This window comes from Absiella sp. AM09-50 (assembly GCF_003433845.1).
Classification (GTDB): domain Bacteria; phylum Bacillota_I; class Bacilli_A; order Erysipelotrichales; family Erysipelotrichaceae; genus Hoskinsella; species Hoskinsella hominis.
Genome location: NZ_QVFI01000011.1, coordinates 1 through 22,390, shown reverse-complemented (window position 1 = coordinate 22,390; position 22,390 = coordinate 1). Strand labels below are relative to the sequence as shown.

The window sequence follows — 22,390 nt, the reverse complement described above, 5'->3', positions numbered from 1 at the left end:
AATTTATTCTTCTCAACCAAATAAGTTGCTCACATCAGAATATAAATCTTGGCTATATTCTGATGCAAACAACCTATTTCATTAGATCTATAAAGAGAATTTTGGTGGCAATGCAACACATTTCCACCAAATGCTTATAATATATAGAGCGATCTACTACTTCACTTTATTGATTAATATCTTTTTCCTATTTTCTGTCTTGGTCAATATTTCTATATAATCCTTATATACAATAATTTCTTCTATAAAGATTGCTATTTCCTCCTGCGATAAACATGATACCGAAGCGTTTATTTCATTCAGATTCTTAAGAACTTTTTTCTCCCTTGCCGCTCTGATTTCTTTCAACCTAGAGTTTAAATTCTCAAGCTCCTCTGTGAGTTTTCTTTTAGTCTGATACAAGCCTTCCAAGTGCTCCTTATATTGATTTTCATCCTGAACTCCTCTGGATACCAATATCATCCCTTTATTTAATAAATCACTAATCTTTAAATCAATTTCAGTTATGTGTTTTTCAGTCTTCTTGATTTTCGATGTAACGTCCTTAGGATTAATATACTGAGAAGCCTTCTGTGCAAGATCCAACTTTATTTGATCTTTTTTAGATAAGATTTTATTCACGATTTTAGCAATCTCTTCAAAGAGCAGTTCCTCTTTAAGTGTAGGACTGTCAGGACACATATTGACTCCATTATCCAAACGATTTATACAACGCCATACTGGCTGTTTCTTGCCGTCACGTTTCGTCCAGACAGCCCTTCTATAATAAGAGCCACAATCTGCACATATAATTCTGTTGGATAATGCATTCTGTGTGCTATACATTCCGCACTTATTCTTTTTTGGTATCTTACCTTTAGGATTCTGCTTCATAGATTCCTCAAACTCAATGATTTTTACTTTTGAATTTCTTCGTGCACGTTCAATCTGTGCTGCTTTAAATACTTCTTTTGATATAATTCCTTTATGGCTGTTTTCCACATAATACATTTTTCTCTGCCCTTTATTTTTTTGCCTTTTCTGATTCAAGCAATCTTGATTATAGGACAAACCTTGTATAGAATCTCCACAGTATTTGACATTCTGAAGCATTCTCTGAATGACTGCTTTTTTCCATACTTTCTTACCTAGTCTAGTAGGAACTCCTCTTCTTGTTAATTCATCAGCAATCGCTTGATCTGTAACTCCTGCTAAATACATATCGAACACTTCAATTACAATTTTTGCTTCTTCCTCATCAATATAATAGGTATCTCTTTTTGTTCGATATCCATATAGATTTCCTAAATAAGTCTTTCCTTTTTCAAATTGTCTTTCATACCCCCACCTCACTGATTCACTCTTATTCTGACTGCTTTCCTGAGCAATAGAAGACAGCATAGTCAGCACCATCTCACTAGCTGTTAGGCTATGCAGATTCTCTAGTTCAAAGAAGATATCAACACCTATTTCTTTTAACCTTCTGATCCATGATATAGAGTCTAGCGTATTTCTTGCAAAACGGGTTATACTTTTCGTGATGACCAGATCGACTTTACCATCTAGGCAGTCTTTCATGAGCCTCATGAAGTCTTCTCTTTTTTCTGTGCTTGTTCCTGTAATCCCTTCATCGGCATAAATATCGACAAGATCATAGCTCGGTTCCGAATCGATCTTGTTTTTATAAAATCTGCATTGAGATTCAAAACTCAGCTCTTGCTCATCACTTTCTGAACTTACTCTGCAATAGGCAGCAACTCTTTTCTTTACCGATTCCTGTTGTGCCACAGGCAGGAATTTCTTTCTGGCAGGTATGACCCTTACCTTCATCGGTTCTTCAGAATTTGCATTTACTAGTGCCTTCTGCTGTACATCCTGCTTCCTTAGAGTTATGCCCATATACGGTTCCTCCTTTCAAAACTGTAATGACATTTCAAGTGCATTAGTGAAAATACAGACAATGCCAGTATCGTACACTTCTATCTTCTCAATAATATCTTTGAAATTCCCTTCATGGATCTTCTTTCTTAATCGAACATTTTCATAAGCTTGGCAGTCTTTTATCTCAATAGATTCACTTATAAAACGCTTATATTCATCAATTGCAATCTTCTTATTTCTAAAAAAATTCTTTTCCTTTATCTGAAAGTATCGATAAGATGCTTCAGTGCTCCATCCATTGACATCCAGTTCATCTGTATTCACGAGTTTATCTAGAATCTGATTTATACAATCCATTAGCAAGTCCTCCTCTATTCGAATATCCTGCTTCTCATTAACATAAAATATCTCATTTTTTCTCTTTCCATCCTTATCACGTTTTCCTCGGTAAACCTTCCTTTTTAAAGGCTGATTGTCAATACCATAAAAAACCTTGTTTCTAAAAAACCTTTGAATATAGCACCCTTCTGAAACCCTTTGAGCATGAAGTGCTTTAGCTGTAATTTCCATCATATTTTTTCCTTTCTGACTTAATCATAAGGTCATTGTGTAATTGAAAATATATATGGTTTTGACCTATCATTACTTTCTGTACGATCTCATGAAATATAACTTCATCAAATGTATCTATTGAGGCGGAGTGCCTCAGCACATCAACAAGTCTCTGATTATTTCTGTATTCAGCACTTTCATATACCTGATTTAATACTTTTTTCTTTTCTAACTCATATAGTGATTTGTACATCTGTATCTCATTCAAATTTGAAATTTTCTCTATATCAGAAATCTTTCCTTCCAAATTTTCCTTCAACAGTCTCAGTTTTTCAGCTTTCAAATTATGAAGTTCTTTATCCAGCATCATCAGCTCTTTTTCTTTTTCATCGTCCATCAGCAACTTGACAATATTTCTCCCATAGGATTCTAATATATCTATGCTGTTTTTCAGTTTGTAATACAATTTGAGAAATGCCTCATCCAGTTCTTCCTTGGAAATCTGCTTATTCATACAAGAATCATGATCTACTAAATGCTTTTTACAACACCAGAACTCAACTCCCCGATAAGTTCTTCGCTTAAATTTTTCATGACATTCTGCACATTCAATTTTTGAAGTATATGGGTATCTTTTATTTGCAGATAACTGGTTGTCACTTAAGTTCTCTCTGTTTCTTTCCCATTTTGCATAGCTTGCTTCATAGAGTGATCTTTCTATGATCTTTGGAAAACTATCGTAAACATAGTATTGTGGAAGTTCCCCCTTGTTCATGACCAAGTGAAATGGAAATTCATCTGTTGTGAATTTCTTCTGTAGCAATTTATCCCCGCAATATCGTTCATTTATCAGCATCAGTACGATTCCTGACCTTGACCATGTTCTTCCACCAATCTTATTCTGACTAAAATAATTCGTGATAGCCACTGTCGACATATCCTGATTTACATACATATCAAACAGCAATCTTACAATCACTGCTTCACTTTCATTAATCAATATCTTCCCATCGATTCTGTAATAACCGTATGGCAGATGTGGCTGATTGTAGATACCTTTTTCTGCTCTCGTCCTGAATCCCCACCTTTGATTGTAGGAAATTGTTCTGGATTCTAATTCAGCACTCATCATATACGTACTGATAGAAGTTTCACTTACACTATCAGCTGTATCGATATGTTCTTCCTCAAAATAAATAGAGACACCTAGACATTTGAGTTCTCTCAATGTCTTCAGTGTCTCCGTAAAATTTCTTCCGAATCTTGCTATTGATTTTGTTATGATTCTATCAATCAGTCCATCACGACAATCCTGAATCATTTTCTTGAATCCATTACGCTTTTCGATAACAGTACCTGTGATACCTTCATCTGTGTAAACATCCACTATGATGGTATTTTGCAACTGATTGATATACTGGGAATAGTAGGCAACCTGACTGTTAAATGAATGGATCTGATCATCGCTTTTTGAACTAACTCTTGCATAAGCAGCAGTCTTTATTTTTTCTTCTCTTGATAATGGTTCAATAATACTGACCTTCTTATCCATGCGCTATCCCTCTTTTCACTACACACAATATCACAATTCATCGCATACATCTAGTAGAATGTCACCCATCTTGGCACTTTGATTTTACTGATTCATTTTTGTCAATTCATGTTTATAAACTGGATGGCAGAATGCTTCATATTCCTTCAAAATTTTATTGGCTACATTCAATGTCAGCTTCTTTCTTCGTGTCAATTCACATAAACAAATGTAAATGAAATAATAGTCTGTCTGATCCATAGTCGTCGTTCCTAACTCATGAACATTCCAGTAAAACACGATTTAGCAGTCATCTCCAGTTCTTCTCTTGCATCACAAGAAACCTTAATGCCTTTATCCTCTAATTGACGTAAAAAACGATCAAATCTAGGTGATTCATATTCATCAAAAATAAATACTTTATCCACATTGTGTTTTTCAATGATAGATTTAAACATCTTTTCTGCTTCTGGGATATACTCCTGCATCTGTACAACAGTAAAATTTCTATAACCAGATTCTGATACATGATATGTGAACTGCTCAATCTCTGAAGGATCTGCCTCCTTTGTGATGATCATTACACTATGATCATCAGCGTGTGCATGTATATTGCTTTTTACTTGATCCAAGTCCTCTTTCAGTTTCATCATTGTACTGATATCATTCATTATATTTTTGGACATAATATTTTTAATTTCCGCAATATCTATTTCAAGTGTAGCATCTATGATTTTTAAGTTATTTTCTTTTGCTATTTCAGACAACCTACCATCTGACAGAATTTCTTGAATAATAAATTCTGGACTTGTCACAATTATACAGTCTGCACCTATTCTCTTCATTGTTTCAATAAAAATCTCAGAATTATCAAATATCGTTCCTCTGGGATATTGTAATAGTCCTTGAATTTCGTAATGATTCTTTTCTGCCAGCTGATCCAATTCAACCTTTACCTTCGCCGTAATTTTATTTTCATCTTCCACCGCTACAAACGCTTTTTTCATATCTTACCTCTTTCTGTACCTGGTCTTATTTTGTTTTGTTTTGCTTATTGGTACAATGATGACGTCAGAATATCTGACGTCACGATCTATCAATAAACGTTTCCGTTTCATATCTATCTAGAAACAACATTTTTTCTATCCCTTGTTTTCTGGGCAAAATACAGCCTGTTCTGGCTAACAGCATACGAATCTCACGTTCTCTCCTTCAATCAAAGAGACGCCTCTTACAGGTGCGACGGTTTCATCACGCTCAACTGCTTCCGAGACGAAGTATCATTATGACCCATTGATATTATTGCAGATCAGCTGCCAAGCTGATTTTATGTTCGACTATATATCGCTCCACTACTCTATTCTTCATATCATGGCGTAGTCAACAGCGTGCTTAATCAAACAGGATAACGTACTGTATTTTGAGTATTCTATTGTCAAAGATCTGAGAGGCAACTCATTTCTTTCCCCTCACTTAATAACCAACAATAGAAACTCTTTTCTACAACCAAAATTTACAACTTTCCTTATTTTTCTTACTAAACTCACTTTATACGAGTTTGCTGGAACATGAATGCCATCAGATTCGCACTTAATGTCACATTCCGCCAGCAAATCAATTGCATTCAGATATACAGTTATCAAAGATCAAATTCACAACCAAAAGAACAAGAAAGATTTGATTTTCTTATATCCGTCACTAAGTGTTTCCCGTAGACTCTTAATGATTTTTTTCTTTCTCCTGTTTATCATCTGTTGAGAAACCTGATACCTTTTTGCTAATTCACTTTCTTTTTTATTCTCTATCAGCAATTGAGTAATTAGTTCTTTATCTGCATCATCCAAGGTATCTATAAGATTCATGATTGTGTTCATTAGATCTTTTCTGTAGATATCCTCCAGATAATTTTGATCTTCTCCATACATATCTAATAATGTATGTCCATTTAATTGATGCACATCATAACTCAACAAACCATTCTCTTGATCTTTTCTATTATCACGCAGCTGCTTTCTGTAAGAGTTGTAGCACGTATAATAGACATCTTTATTCACTTCAATAAAGGATCCATATACTCTAATAAAGTATCTTCGTGTGTTTGATTTATTGTCAAAATAATGATAGAAATCAGATTTTCTATAATCGTTCATCTTTCTTTACCTCCTTAGACTTCTTGCCTTCAAGTCCAGAAGGAGGTGCCCTAGAAAGATAAACGATATTTAAACACACAATAGTAAATAAACTAGATATTAGATTTCACTTAAATCAATAATCTCAACACCATACATTTCACAGAAGAGTTTAAACTCCATATACAGATCTTTAAAGATCAACAATCTTGTCCAATCATATAAAACCAGATAATCAATTTCTTTTCGCCTGATTATTGTCGCAATAGTAGAGATGTAATATTCCCTTGGACCTTTACCTAAGCCTACCTCCTTCGTAACTCCTACAACTTTCAAGTTTTCACTCTCACAATAGGACATCAACCTTTTTTCCTGATAATGCAACAAATAGCGATTTGATTCAGTTGATACTCTACAGTGAATCCATGCTCTACTCTGATTTTCCACAACTCGTTCCTCCTTTAGAAAAGATTTCCTTTCCTTCCTAAACCGAACGGTTAAAAATCTTTTGACAAAAAATTTTTTAATTTTTCTAAAATTTTCTTCTTTCTATAGTGGAGTTTTTGCTGGCTCATGTGTAATTCCTTTGCAATTTCTCGTTCTGTCATATCCTCAAAATAGATTGCAATGATAATCCTTTGTTCTTCCTCAGGCAATTTTAGAATTATTTGTTGTAATAATTGCTTTGTTTCTTTTTCTATTATTTTATCCATAGTATTCTTTTCAGGCTTATCAGGAATATAAGGATATAAATCATCTGCATTTTCATAATGGGTAATTTTATCAGTTTCTCTTATCTGATCTCTGTAGGCTTTTTGATAACTATTTTTGTAGACACTATATACACTCTTCGTAACTTCAACCCATTCATCATTGATTCTCAAGTAATATGTATCTTTGTTTTCTTCATGCAAAACCCAAAAATCATTTTTTCTGAAATCATTTAACATTTTTTCTCCTCCATGTTCTTTTCTTTTCAAAAAAGCTCATGAAGGAGGAGATCTGCACTTCTCTTCACCTATATAAAAACAAAAAAAGTCAATACAGTTCATAAGAAAAATATGAACGTATTTGACTTTTTGATTGCTTGACATAACCATACGGTCATTAAAATGACTATACATAAACTGCCATAGGAGATTTGAATATCTAAATTTCACTCATAAATCACCTGTTACGTAAAATTATCTTCTCTAGATCACATTACTTGATTATTTTTTTAGTTCACCAACAGTGCCTATATGTAATAGATATAACTAAAAAACTAAAGACACCCTTTATGCTTAACATGCATATATGAGTGCCTTGTCAAAAATCAATAATTACTTTATATAGTTAGTTCTCTAATAACTTCGTTCTCATTTTCAATATTTTTTATTTGTCATCTAATACGGAGAACTAATTATATTATATCTGCATACATTATCCTTCAAAATAATAATTACATAACAGGAATAATATCGACATAACAGGAATAAATGAATCACTATTTCCTATTGATATATTATTAATATAGTAGAGTAATCATGTTAATTATCATTTGACAATAACATAAAAAATAGCAGAAGTTTACTATTTACACCTCTGCTATCTCTGAATCATAAAGCCTAATGTTTTTTGTATTTCTTCAAAGATTTTGGAACTTTCTTTTCATAGAACCACCAAGAGCAACATGTGTTTGCGCTGTGAATAGCAAGTGTATCTGCTGCACCTTTTAAAGATTTAAGTAGTTTTTCCATTATTTTTACTCCTCTCTTTCATTATGCCAATACAAATTTCTTTTGTATTATAGCTAAAATTACTGATAAGCTATTGGTTATCATTCCTGCCGCCATAACAGTTGTTATATGTGTAATATCAAATAGACTTAGAACGAATAATACAAGAAATCCTACTAGATATAGCACAATTGATCGTTTTTTATGGTAGGTTTTTTCACTCTCAGATAATGGCTTGTTTTCATTCTCAACTGGTAGGTTTTCCATAAGCAGGCAAAACATTACAACGTTAACTAAAATCAAAAGATTTAATGATGTTGGTACTCTATTTAAAGCAAGAGGGATCAATACCGTAACCGCAAGGGAAAATAAGAAACATAGAAATCTTGATTCAGCATGGTATCCACCTGTACTACTTCTTAATATTAGAAAGCTTGTGCAAAACACCAGTATATCTAATGTAATCTTAAAATAAATACTTACAGTTAAAATAGCCAATGCTGTTACAGTATAATTCACTAACAAACTTAATCCATATTCAAATATTTCAGTATCCTGAATATCTATATTATTCTTTCTCATCAACATTTCTATTTTTTCACTCGTTTTCAATCTCTTCACCTACTTGCTACTTTAAATTCACACGTATTATCTCATAAATAAATAAAAATCACCTTATCTTATACATAACAGGTAATGAATTAACATAACAGGTTAAATATTTCATAGATATTCTATTTGATTGCTAATATTATATGAAAATGGCTGTATGCCATCACAATTCAATGTAATCATAAATCTGCTAAGAGACTAAAAAAGCATATAGATCATGCTATATGCTCTTTTCTCATTTCTATAAATTAATTAAACTACCACATGTCATCTGCTAAAGTAGACCATTGTAATTGAAAGTGAAAACCATTTTTTGTAGTATCTGTATTCAAATCCTCTTCATTAATCGCACAAAATGGACTTGTTTCTTTTCCATATGTCAAATATACTTCAATTAGACTTTGATCAGTAGCCGTGCCAAATGGTATTTCTGTATAAATATATACTGTTTTTTCTTCATTCGGTTTTATAATACCGTCTTCATCATTTCCTTCTACATGATAATTTGATGCTGGATAATAGCTCTCATCTACTTTAAAAACAGAGCCATCTTTACAATTTAAAAAATTTTTTATATTTATGCTGGAGGCACTTTGATTGTTCACTTTAGCTATAATACCTAATAACTCGCCATCTTTTTTAGGAAAAAGATTTTTATCATTTTCTATTCTAAGATGTCCTCCGTGTTCAGACGCTGAAATATTTATGGTGATATCTTTCATTATTTCAACATTTTTTGCTGTACTAACTTTTTTAAAAGCAATGTAATTCCCTAGTTCATTTTTATTTCCCTCAGAGTTATCATTAGAACAACCTCCAGTAAAACATAAAATAAATGAACAAATCAAAAACAAAATAAGTTTTTTCATATACATCCTCCTGATTAAGAACAATAAATTATTTAGTAAACTGAAATAATCAATGATAGGAAGCAAATAGCTTCCTATCACTTAATTTAAGCTGTAGCAAAAGCAACCCCACCTAATGTACTAAGAATAGGTTCTGCAAATTCAGCTAATTGTGTTGCATAAGCACCCACCTGTGCCACTAATACTGGAGCATAACCAGATAATGCAAATGCCATAGCGCCTATTATGTAGCAGTAAATAACTTGCGCACTTCTTCAATTTCTGAATAATTATGATTTTGAGTTCAACAATCCTCTTCAAACAATTGTACATCAAAATTCACTCCAGTAAACAATAGTTCCAAAGATATACTATTATCATTTAATTTCATATGATGATAATATCCTTTTTTTAAAGAATCTTTTACTGGAAATACCTTATCAAGATTATTTAAAAAACTATTATTTTCAATTTTTCCTGGATGTTTAACGATTTTGTATGCTTCAAGATAATTTTTTGACATATACGATAATTTCTGATTTTGTGTATTCAAACAAACTTCAAATTCTACATCTAGTTTCTCATTAGTGCCTAATCTAATCTTACTAATTTCAAAATTTGATATATTTGTTTTTATAGATTTAATATAACGGCTATTAATATCAAATTCTTCTCTTTCATCTTTATGAATAATTTCATAGTTATTAGTCTTAACTATAAAAATATCATTAATGCTAACAATTAACAATGTTATTTTTGGTATTTCAGTTTTCATTTCATAGATACCATAAATATTTGGATTTGGTTTTAAACCATACTTATTTGCATCAAAGAATTTTTCATCAAATACTTCAATATCCGTAAAATCATGCAATTTCAAATAGGTATAATGATGACCATCAGTGAATTCAATCATTATATTCTTATCCATATTAAAGTTCATGTAATCTAATTCAGTATCTAAAATTTTATTGAATGTCATAGTTCCCTCCATTATTTATACCTATATTTAATTCTTTTACCATTTGGCTTTTTAACCTCTACAGTTGGAGAACCCTCCGAACTATTCGGTCTTACATTAACTTCTGTACCATCAGGAAACTCTCCAACCCTTGTTCCATTAGGGTATTCCCTAACGTTATCCAAATCCAAATCATCAAAATCTTTATTTGCTTTATCCATACCTCCGCTTTTATCTTTGTTTGTTACTTTCCTTTGTTTATTTTTAGTGGTATCTATTGAGCCTTTATCCAACTCTCCTAATTTATCTTCTATTCTTTTTTTAATCTCATTTTCAGTTTGTGCTGCTTCTGCTTCTTGTGCAAGTTTTTTAGCATAAATATCTTTCACTTCTTGACATGCAACTTCTTTAAGGTATTGTTCCCTTGTCATAGTTATAGTTGGTCTTAATGTAGTACTTCCTGCCCATGAAGTAGAGCCACCAGAAATAGTTACAGTTTCATTATTAATTAGCGTATCTGCTATCATCTCATTTTTTTTACGTAGTCCATTTTCATAAGATTCTCTCAAAGAATCTCTATTATAGTAAATATATGCACCTACAGCTGAAACACCAGCAACTGCCCATGCTAACCATCCTGGTGGTGTCCATGATGTTACTACAGCCGCTGCTGCACCAACAGCTTCACCGACTTTCATCCAGAAATCAGGATCAAAAACATCACTAGATTTTCCTGTTTTATCAATAAATTTATAAGGATTATTATTAGTATAGATATATCTATTCTGACTTTCAATATCTTCTTTTTTACCTCTAAATCTATCAATTTGAATGAATCTACCGAGTTCTGGATTATAATATCTTGCTCTTAAATATATTAAGCCATTACCATCCAGTTCTTCTCCATTATAACCGAATCCCTCTTTCATGTCATTAGTTTTTCCAAAATCATCATATTCTAATTTGTTTTCAGTATTGGTTTTAACACCGAAGCTGATACTCAATGTGTTAGTACCTATTACAGAATTATTTAAACCATTCAGGTATGTTATGACAGATGTTTCATATGACATCTTTGGATCTCCACATTCTGTAAATAATCTTTCATCCATACCATAAATATGCTTTACATCACTATCAGACATTAGTATTTCACTGTTTTTTAATGATTTATCAATAACATAATTTCCATAAGTGGATGTACGATCATTTTCATCCATTTCTTCCATACCAACACAAGTGTTTTTATCAGCATGATATTTAGCCTGATAACGTAAAGCATCAAATGTATCTGTACTGTTTTTATCCTCCAATAGATCTTTTACTTCATCATAAGGAGTTTCCTCTAGATATTTGTACCATGCCTCAGCATCATAAGGATCATTTATATTTTTCACATAACTTGTTCGATCCCCTTGGGCATCGTATTCATACTCAAAACTTTGATCTTTACTATTAGATAACTTAATTAATTGATCAAATTCATCATATTCTAATGTTTCCTTTTTTCCACCAGCATATAGAATTTCTTTCATATTTCCATTTTTATTATAGTAAATATCTGTTAATCCATCCTGTGTCTTGATATTTGTTAACTGATTTCTCTCATTGTAATGATAAATTTTAAATTTTCCATCAGATGAAGTTTCTGTTTGATTACCATATAAATCATATCCATACTTAGTCTCAATTAGTTTTCCATCTATGAATTTATTAGAGGTTTTGATTTCTCCTACTTCATCAAACGCATAGGTATTTTCTTTACCGTCAATCACTTCTTTTATTATGTTTCCATCAGGATCATAAGAATACTCATACTTAATGAAATGTTTTCCATTATTTGTAAAATCGTATGATGTCACTTTATTCATTTCGTCATAAGTATATTTTTTAACAGTATTTTTGTTTTTTAACGATGTCGCATTACCTCTAACGTCAAATGTATATGAAGCAACTTCTTTATCATTTTCTTTTACTTTCGTTATCTTGTTGAAATCATTATAAGTATATGACACTTTCGTTTTATCAGGATATGTGATGGAAGTTCTATTGTTATAAATATCCCATCCATATGATACACTATTTCCTTTTGCATCAGTGCTTGTCACCATTCTGTTAAATTCATCATATTCAAATGACAGATTCTTTCCATTATAAGATGCAGATACCAGATTGTTATGATTATCATAACTGAATGTTCTGCTTCCTTCTTTTAATTTATTTCCAAGTAGATCAAATTCGTATGTAATTTCAGTTCCATCTGGTTTAACATAATTGGTTAAATTACCAAAATCGTCATACTCAAACATCTCTGTATAGCCATATTCATTGCTCTCTTCGACAATATTATTAGCAGAATCATATTTATATGTAGCTACTAAATCATTTATTCTTTTCTGCGTAAGATTATTATTCCCATCATATGTATAATTTATCACTCTGTTTAAAGGATTCTGTACTTTGACCATATTTCCTAAAGCATCAAATTCGTACTTAGTTTCGTTCCCTCTTGCCGTTACTTCACTAATTTTATTATTATTTGCATCGTATGCTAGTGTAGTCGTATTACCATAATAATCTTTCTGCTGAATCATATTACCAGTTTCATCATACTTCATAGTGTAAACAGTAAGATATTCTTCACTATCTCCTAAACTGCGTAATTGAATTGCTATAACCTTATTCACATCATTATATTCATATTTACTTTCAACACCATTCTCTTTATGATACAAAATATTACCAACTGCATCATAATTATTGCAAATAACTTCCTTATCATTGATTTCTTGACTAACCATATGATCTAAAATGTCATATTTAAGAATAGTAGTTTTTTTATCATTTTCTACTTTCTTTACTTCCCTATTCACTTTATCATAAGATAGAATAGTTATATAACCCTCATTATCAGTTTTAACCAAATTACCATATTTATCATACGTGTTCTTTGTTGTTTGATTAAGTGCATTTGATGTTTCAACTATCTGATTGAAATCATCCAAAGTGTTTTTAAGTGTTGTTTTTCCATTTACTTTTGTTTCAATAATCAAACCTATACTATTATAAATATTTATTGTTTCTTTTCTAGGTTCAGTTACTTTTACAACATTACCTAATAGATCATATTCTGTTTCCTTAATATTTCCATTTGGATCTGTTTCTTTGACAGCATTCCCATAGATATCATATTCATAAACTGTAGTGTATCCATTTTGATTTTTTATTTTGTTAGGAAGATTATCATTACCATAAGTAATTTTAATTGTTTTACCTAACTTATCAGTAATTTCATCTTGAAGAAGTTTATCATTATAATGATACTTTATTGAGAATCCACGTTCATCAACTTCTTCAATAACTTGGCCAAATGCATTATATTTAATTTGCTTAGATTGCCCATCTGCATTAATAACCTTGATCACATTTCCATGAACATCATATTCTGTTTTCGTAGTTTGACCATTCGCATTGATTACACTCACTTTTTGATTATTTGCATCATACTCATTTTTTGTTTCATTACCCATGAAATCTATAGAAAGTATCAAATTTTCATTTGCATCATATGTGAATTTCTGTTTTGCATCATAGAATGAATTACTCGTTTCAATCACATTACCGTTTGCGTCATATTTATTGGTAATTATCACATCTCTTGCATCTTTTGAAGTGATTCGGTTATTATTTAAGTCATAAGAATAGGTTGTTATATTTCCAAATTTGTCACTTTCTGTAATTAGATTACCATATGCATCAAAAGAATATTTTTCAGTTTCATTACTGAAATTCTTCACTTCTATTACATTGCTATTTATATCATAAATTTGGGTTTCTGTTCTTCCATATGCATCTATGGTCTTAATCATACGATTATATTCATCATATTCATAAGATATTTTCTTACCACCACTATCTTTCTGTTCTAAGATATTATCAAAACTATCATAAGTATATTCAGTAGTTAATGTAGTTATATTATTAATTTCTTTTATTTTTCTGCCATAATCATCATATTCGTAAGTATATTGCTCAGATGGCTTTTCAATCTTAACTAATTGACCATACTGATTATAAGTATTTTTTTCAATAGAAATATTGTTGATTTTTGTGTCAATAAGATTATTGTATTTATCATAAATAAACGTAGTAACAATTCCATCTGCTGTTGTAGTAGAAGTTCTTTTTCCATTTTTATTTTTATAGGTAGTAGCATAACCGTTCTTATCCACATCTTTAATTAATAATCCATTAATATCATAAATGTGTTTCTCACTATTACCTTTGGCATCTATAACTTCTATTTCATTTCCTAATCCATTAAAAATATGTACTGTCTTATTACCTAGTGGATCTATTTCCTGAGTTATGCGGTTCATAGAATCATAAGTAAATGATGTAATATTACCAAGTGCATCTTTTGATGTCAGTTGATTTCCGTAAACATCATATGTATATTCATTTACTCTTTCATCATCTACTGTCTTTATAAGAACTTGATTATTATCATCATAAGTGTAAACTGTGACAATACCTGTTTCACTTGTTTCCTTGCTAATTCTTCCAAACGTATCATATTCCGTTATTTTTACCCTGCCATATTGATCTGTTGCTTTCACTACTTTGTCGGCTACATATTCTTTTGTTTCTTGTTTTCCGTTAGGTAACGTTTTTTCTACTTCTTGTCCAAATTTATCATACTTATATGTTGTTACATTACCTAATTTATCTTCATTTTTGACCAGTAAACCATTCTCGTATGTATTTTTATTGATTTTTCCAAAGACATCTGTTTCTGTTAGTACATTGCCTAATGCATCATAAGTATAAACAGTTTTATTTCCGTAAATATCTGTTTCTTCAATCTTATTTCCTGCACTGTCATAGAGATACTTATGATAACTTCCATCAAAGTTCTTTTCTTCTATTATCCTGTTCTTACCATTATAAATTTTTGTAGCAGTCATATCGCCTTTTTGAGCTACAGTCTGATTTCCATTCTTATCATATGTATAAGTTGTCTTACCGCCTATTTTATCAATAAATTCAGTCATATGACCTTCATTATCATAAAGGTATTTCTCAGTTAGTCCATCAACATCAGTTTTTTCTAACACATTGCCTTGTTTATCATATACATAAGAGATACTTCTACCTTGATTATCATCCATATGGATCATTCTTCCCATGGCATCATAGGTATAGGTGATAATTAAACCTGTACTATGGGTTTCAACAGATACTTGATTATCCGAATATTCATATGTTTTCCAAGCTCCAGTTTCAGTAATTTCTTTAATTACATGATTTTTTTCATCATATGTATAAGTGATTGATGTTCCATCACCATTCTTCACATGAATCAGATTACTCTTTTGATCATATTGATAAGAACTTGTTCTTCCATATTTATCAGTTTTACTTATCATTCTATTTTCAGAATCATAGGTATAACTTTCTGTAGTGCCATCAAAATCTGTTTTCTTTATTAAATTTTTATTTTTGTCATAAGTAAAGTATGCAGTTTGCCCTAAAGCATTTGTTTCACTTGCTATCATACCATTCTCATAAGTATAAGACTTGCCAATTCCATCTGAATTAACAATACCAATAATTCTGTGTTCACTATCGAAAGTATAAGTTTCGCTAGTACCATCTGCATAGGTATATGTGTTTTTATTTGCACCATAAACAAATGAAGTTTCATTTCCGTTTCCATCAATTTGTTTGATTACCCTATCCTTGTCATCATATGTGTTGATAGCAGATTCGTTACCATTCTTGTCAATGATACTTGTCATTCTGCCTTTCTTATCATAATTATATTTTTCATTCAATCCTTTTGTATCAGTATATTCAATCAACCTTCTATGGGAATCATATACATACTGAACATTAGTGCCATCAGGTAAGGATATGGTTTTAACTAAATTCATTTTTGGATAATACTCAAATGCAATTTCCTTTTCTCCAAGCATTATGCTTTTTATTTTCCCATATTCATCGTAATTATAGAGAACCTTATATCCGTCTAACGTTTTTCTTTGCTGTAAAATACCATACTCATTAAAATATAACGTGTCTTTAGTTTCACTGTTGAATATTTCAATTCCATTATCTGTTTCTTTTACTGAATAAAAATCATCACTCTTATATCCGTCTTTTGATTTAACGAACTGAAATATCTTACCATCTCCTGCAAAATACAAGATATTATCATCTTTTGTATAAGAAACATACTGTTCCATATTAGAACTGAAACCGTTGCCGAATATTGAACTAGTTTTTTCTCCATAAGAGTTAAAAGTTCTTGTTATATTCAATTCTTCGAAATCTTGAACTGTTGCATCGATGCTTTGATGATAAAAATTTCCTGTCGTGGTATTGATTGGATCTCCCACTGTACATCCATAAGGACATTCAGGGCCACGATATTTATATTCAGATGTATATTCTTTAATTTTAACAGGAGGGGTAAATAATTCATCACTCAAGATTGGATTCTCATGAGGATAACGAATAAACAAAACATCTCCTTCTTTTATCTTCTTTTCGCTAGTATTATTATCTTTTAATATATCTTCAATAGAAACACCATAATGTGTAGATATTGTCTGCAGATTATCCCCTAGTTTTACTTCATAAAACAAGAAAGAGTCAGTTATCAGTTCTTTACTTTTTTCAGAATCCTTTGTTACATATACATGAAAATTATACAAAGTATCTTTTTTAGGAAAGAATGCATTTTCAAAATAATCAGATGTATAGTTGGCTTTATCATTTTCGTATTGCTGTACATCTTTCAATGGTTTAACTACAAAAATAGGATCAAGATAATATGCATCTGATTTTGTTTTTGATGAATTAACTTTCTTTTCTTTATCGTTCCCCTGCTGTTCATAGAGATCGAAGTTCACATCAGAATAAGGTTTAGCGCGGCCATCAATACTTATACCCATAAAGTTATTGAATCCTTTAGTATAAAATCTAAAATATTCTTCTAGATTATCTATGTCAGTATCAGGATCCACATCATAATCATCTCTGTATTCTACACGAACTCTAGGTCGATAACCAGTGGACTCGCTATGGAATGACAACAAATATTTGCTATCACTTTCATCTGCTGCGCGAAGCATAATAGAAGTTGCTGTACCTTTATACATTTTATTTGCTGCTTCTGTAATATCAAACATTTTATATGAAGTGCCTTTTAGATTTGTATTTGAAGATATCTTAGTTATATTTGTAGGTTGATTATTCCAATTCACATGATTTGTATCAACTTTTGTATTTGTATCATATACATCGATCTGATTGACTTCAAGATCACCATAATCAGAGAATTTATCCAATGTTAAATATGCATTTGTTATTATTTTATGATCTCCTATTTCAGGTATTGGAAATGTAAAAAACGCCCTAGCAATCGCAATAATTGAAGGATCTCCTAAGCCTGAAACCACACCGTCTTTATCGTATCCCACAAGAAGATGTTCATACATGCTTGTGATATTTGGTGAACCTGAACGTATATAGGATGAGTCAACCATCTGCTCTTTACTATCTTCAACCGAAGATAATAAACTGACAGGATAAGCTCTTTCCTTATCGTTCATAAATTCTTGATCAGCTGTGTATGTTACCAGATAGTCCCCATCTCCTTTATTTTCTAAATTAACAGAAACTTTCATAGATACATTACCAGAATTATCTTTAAGCACTGGAGCTTTTATAGTATAGTCCTTATTGCCCTCCGCATTTGTAAATCGAATGCTTTCCTCCTGCTTTTCTACATTCAAATCGGTATGTATCTGATAACTAAAAGACGTGTTATCTGCAGAATAAAACTGGATATTCTGAAACACATGATTACTTCTCACATCATATTGTACATCAACATTTTTGATAACTTGATTATATAAGATAGCATTTTCTTTAGCTGACATACCATCAGTATTTTTATCTGTAAGTTCAATCATGATATCATTATTAACATTCACTCCAGCATTATCAAAAGTAACTGGCATTACTCCATCGTCATTGCTATATTCTTTTTTAGCTGATCTAAACAGATCAGTTGATTGTTTTAATGTATCATCAATATCAATCCAATTACCATCGATTTTCTTATGCACAGGTTCAAAAAATTGTTCTGTTACATACGAACCATTAGAAAGTTTATAAGTTTTAGAATACTCCGTTCTCTTCGCTATTATTTCCTTTTGTGATTCGAATGAGGACTTTTCTTGTTGAATCGTTGGTTCCTTTAAACCTTGTTCTGTATCAGCAGATTGTTCATCTCCATTATCTTTTGCAATGTCTGAATTAAGCTCTTTGTTATACATATCACCATACTGAGCTTTATCTTTAATCAAACCTCTTTCATGTGCAATAACTTCAGTTAAACCGCCACTTAAGTTAATGCACATTGAGCCTGCCAATAAGCATAACAAAAGACGTTTACTCTTTTTATAAAAATTATTAGCTTTCACTTAATTCACCCCCATTATAAACAGAATAATAAACATTATGATATTTATTATAAGTTTCTTGTACCTTGTTGATATTCTCTTCACACATCTCAGAGTACATCAGTTTCAGATCCTTTATCAATTGACATTGTAACTTCATCAATTCATTTGTAAAATCATCTTGACTATCTTTATTGCATCGGTATTGTGCATCAAGCATTTCAATAAAATTTTCAACCTCCTGATACCACTGTCCATCGCACTGTGAACTGTTATTTAAGATTTTCAATAATATAAGCATATTAGATACAGGTGTCTTCTCTTTGTTAAAAGAACTTTTATCCATACCCGTCATACTGTAATAACCATTGTCTTGTTTCGCTTGTGTTGTGTCATTCTGCAAATAAATCACTGTACCGAGACTACCAGTTGCAATAACAGCACTAAGTGCTATTGCTATAGCCTTGTTTTCTATTAGTTTTCTCACAAACTATCCCTCCTTAATATGAGATAAATTTCTCAATGTAAGCATCTTATATTTATTGAATAACTTCAATATTCTCTTACATAACAGGTTTAGATTTAACATGAGTGGTTAAAAAAAGACAGAGTTAAGTTACCCTGTCTATCTTAAAGCGAATAGTTGTGATAAACAAATTTTTATCCTCTACATACTTAGAATCTACACTACCTTCATATTTTTTTACTGCATCCCTAATATTATTTAATCCATACCCGTGATACTCCTTTGATTTCGTTGTAGTAAAATCGCCATCTATATGATTAATGAATGAACAACTATTGATAAATCGCATAATATAGTAGCTTCCCACCTGTTTAAAAGTAATTTCAATTATTTTTTCATCACATCTTATACAACTTTCAATTGCATTATCTAATATGTTTCCATAAATCGTACTTAAATCCACACTCTTGATTTTTTGCAGATTTAAATTTTGTATATTTAATTGAACGTCTATATCATATTCGTTAATCTTATCATGATACGCTTCTATCATTAAATCAAGAATCTGATTTCCTGTTATTAACATTGTATTCATAGAATGGTATTTAAGTAAATCCTCAAGATATTTCTTTGCCTGATCATATTCATTATGCTGTAGATATCCATTTAGCAAATGTAAATGTTTCTTATAATCATGACGGCTTTTCTTAGATTCCTTTACTTTATCTTGTGTCATTTCAAAATAAATTTGATTTACTTTAGCATTATGCTGAAGATGCTCATTTTCTAATATAAGTTTATTCTCTTCTAATTTTTGCTTGAAGATATTACAAACTGTTATATTAGCAACCAGCAATACCAATTCTGATATAAAAAGGAATATGTTACTTTTTACTGTCATTCCAAACGGAAAATGCATACTGATTATAATCATAACGGTAGATAGTGGAAGCATTAACAGCATTACTACATCTTTCACTAAAATCACATTTTCTACTTTTGCTTCCAAAATTGTAATTATGGTATTACTAAGTATAAACAATAAAATTGAACTTAACATGGTGGCAAAAAGCAACAATAGTGTATGATCCATTACATATGATATATCATAGAGATCTGGTATCAAAACCTGCATCATGGAAAAAGCTAGTTCTTCTACAGATACGGATAGGCAAAGAAACATGCTTATAAGAAAAAGTTTAAGACTTTTCTTTCCAGTAAACATACATGTTAATAAACAACCATACAAAATCATTGAAGAAATGAAATTATAGATTGGATGATTCATCTCCATAACTAAAAATTTTACAATTTCAATAACTATAATACTGAAAACGAATGTGCTTCTTCTTTTATTCACTTTTAATAATTGGCTACAAAAGAATATGAAAATCATTATCTCTGCCAGATTAGCACATAATCTTATAATTATTGTCATAATAAACTATCCAAATATTCATAGAACGCATCAATGAATTCATTATAATAAATCCTCGAAATATGCAATCTATCTCCGTTTTTCAACAATATTTCATTCATTTCCTTTTCATCTATCCTATCTACATTGGATAGATTAACAATTATACTTTTATTACATTTTTTGAATTTAAAATCGGATAGTTTTTGTTTCCATTCCTTTAATTGTATTCTCGTAGTTATTTTCTTACTTTTTAGATAAATGATGCTTCTTCGTTCAAAAGATTCAATATAGTATATTCCGTGTATATTAATGTGTCGCAATACATGATTCTCATCTTGTATTGTAATCTCATTTTTTCTTAAATTTATCAATACTCGCTGAAGTTCCTTTAACAGTTTGTCCTGTTGCAAAGGCTTTGTAAGAAATGCAAATCCTGTTGAACAAGCATCAGGCGCATATTCGATATTAGATGAATAATAAATTATATACGTATTACTCGATCTTTGTATGATCTCTTCTGCAATATCTAATCCAAGCTTATCCGGCATAACGATATCTAATATCACAATTTGATATTTCTCGATTTCTTCAAGCAGCTTATCTGCTTTAGAAAACTTCTCAATTTCCATATCTATCGAAATAATATTACCTATATTTTTCAACATTTTATAGGCTTTTTCTAGATCAGAGTTGCAATCATCACATATTGCTACTTTCAAAATAAAGGCCACCCCCCAATCTTTATGCTTCTTGGTTTCTCCTATCTTTTTCAAAAAAGCTTAATGCTGCTTCCACTAAAATAATTACAAATCTTTTTTGCTCATCAGTGCAGTCTTGACATAATTGTATCATTTTATTTGTAAATTGATTCCTATATGAAACAACATTATCACTCAGGACCTCATCAACAGAAACATCTAAAACATTGCAAATTTCTACTAGCGTAGCTAACCCCACTTTCGATTTAGCTGTTTCAATATTACTTATATGTGAAGGCGCAGAATCAGTTAGATTGGCAACCTTCTCTTGAGTATATCCCTTGTTAACTCTCGCAATTTTGATTCTTTTACCAATTGCCTTATAATCTAAATCCAATGCGACACCTCCTTTCTTATATTTTACATTATGCACACTACCATTAACATAACCTATATAAATGATTTCATTCATATATATCATTTTTTATTCATTCTTAAAGTAATAATGATTAAATAATGATAATTTTAGAAACTCAAATATGACACATGGTCAAAATCAACATATAAAATCTTAAATGCAAAAAAAGGAACTATAAACAATGAAAGACAAAAAAAATCAGAATTATCCCTTTTCAAGATTCTTCTGACTTCTAACATATTTTATAAATACTTAAGTTCTATATAAAATGAATATTTAATTAAAATGTAAATTAGATATAATTTCAGTTGAAAGATTACGAATATCTAACAGCACATTTATCATTCATTAAGACCTACTCTTTTGAAGATTCATAGTTACTATTTCTATAAACTCTTCAATTGTTGGTTTTTTATACCCAAACATTTTCATAAATGAGGGATTGTTTGCACTGTAAGCTTTTTCTATTGCTTCCTCCATATATATTCTCACATCTTGCACTGTAATTCCTTCTTCTTCAGCAATTTCTTGTATTACTTTATCATACTTACCATCAAATTTCATAAACTCACCATCCTTTTTATTCATTATAAATTATAGTCTTCTAAAAGACAACGTAATAATTGATATTATCAAATATAATTTTGTTTAAATTATATATGTGTTTTTGACTATCTTTTTATATCTTCTTAAATGTCCGCAA

The 22,390-nt window shown here is 30.7% G+C and carries 19 protein-coding genes; all 19 read right to left on the bottom strand.

What is annotated here, in order from left to right; genetic code table 11:
- Window positions 1–156: 156 nt before the first annotated feature.
- The 19 genes from DW114_RS10750 to DW114_RS10670 all read right to left on the bottom strand — a co-directional run bounded on the left by DW114_RS10750 (window position 157) and on the right by DW114_RS10670 (window position 22,251).
- Complete coding sequence (locus DW114_RS10750; RefSeq protein WP_117453758.1) at window positions 157–1,878, bottom strand: recombinase family protein; 1,722 nt, start codon at window positions 1,876–1,878, stop codon at window positions 157–159.
- 15 nt (window positions 1,879–1,893) lie between these two features.
- Complete coding sequence (locus tag DW114_RS10745; protein WP_117453757.1) at window positions 1,894–2,430, bottom strand: hypothetical protein; 537 nt, start codon at window positions 2,428–2,430, stop codon at window positions 1,894–1,896.
- A complete protein-coding gene (locus DW114_RS10740) occupies window positions 2,414–3,964 on the bottom strand; it encodes a recombinase family protein (RefSeq protein ID WP_117453756.1) in 1,551 nt (516 codons plus the stop codon). The genes DW114_RS10745 and DW114_RS10740 overlap by 17 nt, the downstream gene beginning before the upstream one ends.
- A gap of 84 nt (window positions 3,965–4,048) precedes the next feature.
- A complete protein-coding gene (locus DW114_RS21265) occupies window positions 4,049–4,204 on the bottom strand; it encodes a hypothetical protein (protein WP_158552232.1) in 156 nt (51 codons plus the stop codon).
- Window positions 4,205–4,215: 11 nt separating this feature from the next.
- Complete coding sequence (locus DW114_RS10735; RefSeq protein ID WP_117453755.1) at window positions 4,216–4,950, bottom strand: hypothetical protein; 735 nt, start codon at window positions 4,948–4,950, stop codon at window positions 4,216–4,218.
- Between the two features lie 645 nt (window positions 4,951–5,595).
- Window positions 5,596–6,093, bottom strand: a complete 498-nt coding sequence (locus DW114_RS10730) for an RNA polymerase sigma factor (protein WP_117453754.1) — start codon at window positions 6,091–6,093, stop codon at window positions 5,596–5,598.
- A gap of 99 nt (window positions 6,094–6,192) precedes the next feature.
- The gene (locus DW114_RS10725; protein WP_158552231.1) at window positions 6,193–6,519 is read right to left on the bottom strand and encodes a recombinase family protein; all 327 of its coding nucleotides are present in this window, start codon (window positions 6,517–6,519) and stop codon (window positions 6,193–6,195) included.
- A gap of 50 nt (window positions 6,520–6,569) precedes the next feature.
- Window positions 6,570–7,052 (bottom strand): sigma-70 family RNA polymerase sigma factor, encoded by a 483-nt coding sequence (locus tag DW114_RS10720; protein ID WP_128125091.1) that lies wholly within the window; start codon window positions 7,050–7,052, stop codon window positions 6,570–6,572.
- A 627-nt stretch (window positions 7,053–7,679) separates the two neighbouring features.
- Window positions 7,680–7,811 (bottom strand): cyclic lactone autoinducer peptide, encoded by a 132-nt coding sequence (locus tag DW114_RS10715; protein WP_117453751.1) that lies wholly within the window; start codon window positions 7,809–7,811, stop codon window positions 7,680–7,682.
- Between the two features lie 21 nt (window positions 7,812–7,832).
- Window positions 7,833–8,402 carry an accessory gene regulator ArgB-like protein gene (locus tag DW114_RS10710; protein WP_117453750.1) on the bottom strand — a complete coding sequence of 190 codons (570 nt, stop codon included), beginning with the start codon at window positions 8,400–8,402 and terminating at the stop codon, window positions 7,833–7,835.
- Between the two features lie 257 nt (window positions 8,403–8,659).
- Window positions 8,660–9,271: a hypothetical protein gene (locus tag DW114_RS10705; RefSeq protein ID WP_117453749.1), complete on the bottom strand. Its 612-nt coding sequence runs from the start codon at window positions 9,269–9,271 to the stop codon at window positions 8,660–8,662.
- An 86-nt stretch (window positions 9,272–9,357) separates the two neighbouring features.
- Window positions 9,358–9,486, bottom strand: coding sequence for a hypothetical protein (locus DW114_RS21980; RefSeq protein WP_255411876.1), 129 nt, complete (start codon window positions 9,484–9,486; stop codon window positions 9,358–9,360).
- A 68-nt stretch (window positions 9,487–9,554) separates the two neighbouring features.
- Window positions 9,555–10,232, bottom strand: coding sequence for a hypothetical protein (locus DW114_RS10700; RefSeq protein ID WP_117453748.1), 678 nt, complete (start codon window positions 10,230–10,232; stop codon window positions 9,555–9,557).
- 11 nt (window positions 10,233–10,243) lie between these two features.
- Window positions 10,244–18,706 carry an RHS repeat-associated core domain-containing protein gene (locus DW114_RS10695; protein WP_117453747.1) on the bottom strand — a complete coding sequence of 2,821 codons (8,463 nt, stop codon included), beginning with the start codon at window positions 18,704–18,706 and terminating at the stop codon, window positions 10,244–10,246.
- Window positions 18,696–19,172, bottom strand: a complete 477-nt coding sequence (locus DW114_RS10690; protein WP_117453746.1) for a hypothetical protein — start codon at window positions 19,170–19,172, stop codon at window positions 18,696–18,698. The genes DW114_RS10695 and DW114_RS10690 overlap by 11 nt, the downstream gene beginning before the upstream one ends.
- A 124-nt stretch (window positions 19,173–19,296) precedes the next feature.
- Window positions 19,297–20,589 (bottom strand): GHKL domain-containing protein, encoded by a 1,293-nt coding sequence (locus tag DW114_RS10685; protein WP_117453745.1) that lies wholly within the window; start codon window positions 20,587–20,589, stop codon window positions 19,297–19,299.
- Window positions 20,586–21,290, bottom strand: a complete 705-nt coding sequence (locus DW114_RS10680; protein WP_128125144.1) for a LytR/AlgR family response regulator transcription factor — start codon at window positions 21,288–21,290, stop codon at window positions 20,586–20,588. The genes DW114_RS10685 and DW114_RS10680 overlap by 4 nt, the downstream gene beginning before the upstream one ends.
- 22 nt (window positions 21,291–21,312) lie before the next feature.
- Window positions 21,313–21,666 (bottom strand): helix-turn-helix domain-containing protein, encoded by a 354-nt coding sequence (locus DW114_RS10675; RefSeq protein WP_117453839.1) that lies wholly within the window; start codon window positions 21,664–21,666, stop codon window positions 21,313–21,315.
- A gap of 369 nt (window positions 21,667–22,035) precedes the next feature.
- Window positions 22,036–22,251, bottom strand: coding sequence for a sporulation initiation factor Spo0A C-terminal domain-containing protein (locus tag DW114_RS10670; protein WP_158552230.1), 216 nt, complete (start codon window positions 22,249–22,251; stop codon window positions 22,036–22,038).
- Between the last annotated feature and the right edge of the window lie 139 nt (window positions 22,252–22,390).

Excerpts from the sequence above, each read along its gene's own strand:
- DW114_RS10705 (WP_117453749.1), bottom strand. The coding sequence starts at position 9,271 with ATGAAAAAACTTATTTTGTTTTTGATTTGTTCATTTATTTTATGTTTT.
- DW114_RS10730 (WP_117453754.1), bottom strand. The coding sequence starts at position 6,093 with ATGAACGATTATAGAAAATCTGATTTCTATCATTATTTTGACAATAAA.
- DW114_RS10750 (WP_117453758.1), bottom strand. The coding sequence starts at position 1,878 with ATGGGCATAACTCTAAGGAAGCAGGATGTACAGCAGAAGGCACTAGTA.
- DW114_RS10745 (WP_117453757.1), bottom strand. The coding sequence starts at position 2,430 with ATGGAAATTACAGCTAAAGCACTTCATGCTCAAAGGGTTTCAGAAGGG.
- DW114_RS21980 (WP_255411876.1), bottom strand. The coding sequence starts at position 9,486 with ATGGCATTTGCATTATCTGGTTATGCTCCAGTATTAGTGGCACAGGTG.
- DW114_RS21265 (WP_158552232.1), bottom strand. The coding sequence starts at position 4,204 with ATGGATCAGACAGACTATTATTTCATTTACATTTGTTTATGTGAATTG.
- DW114_RS10700 (WP_117453748.1), bottom strand. The coding sequence starts at position 10,232 with ATGACATTCAATAAAATTTTAGATACTGAATTAGATTACATGAACTTT.
- DW114_RS10685 (WP_117453745.1), bottom strand. The coding sequence starts at position 20,589 with ATGACAATAATTATAAGATTATGTGCTAATCTGGCAGAGATAATGATT.
- DW114_RS10740 (WP_117453756.1), bottom strand. The coding sequence starts at position 3,964 with ATGGATAAGAAGGTCAGTATTATTGAACCATTATCAAGAGAAGAAAAA.
- DW114_RS10735 (WP_117453755.1), bottom strand. The coding sequence starts at position 4,950 with ATGAAAAAAGCGTTTGTAGCGGTGGAAGATGAAAATAAAATTACGGCG.
- DW114_RS10715 (WP_117453751.1), bottom strand. The coding sequence starts at position 7,811 with ATGGAAAAACTACTTAAATCTTTAAAAGGTGCAGCAGATACACTTGCT.
- DW114_RS10670 (WP_158552230.1), bottom strand. The coding sequence starts at position 22,251 with ATGAAATTTGATGGTAAGTATGATAAAGTAATACAAGAAATTGCTGAA.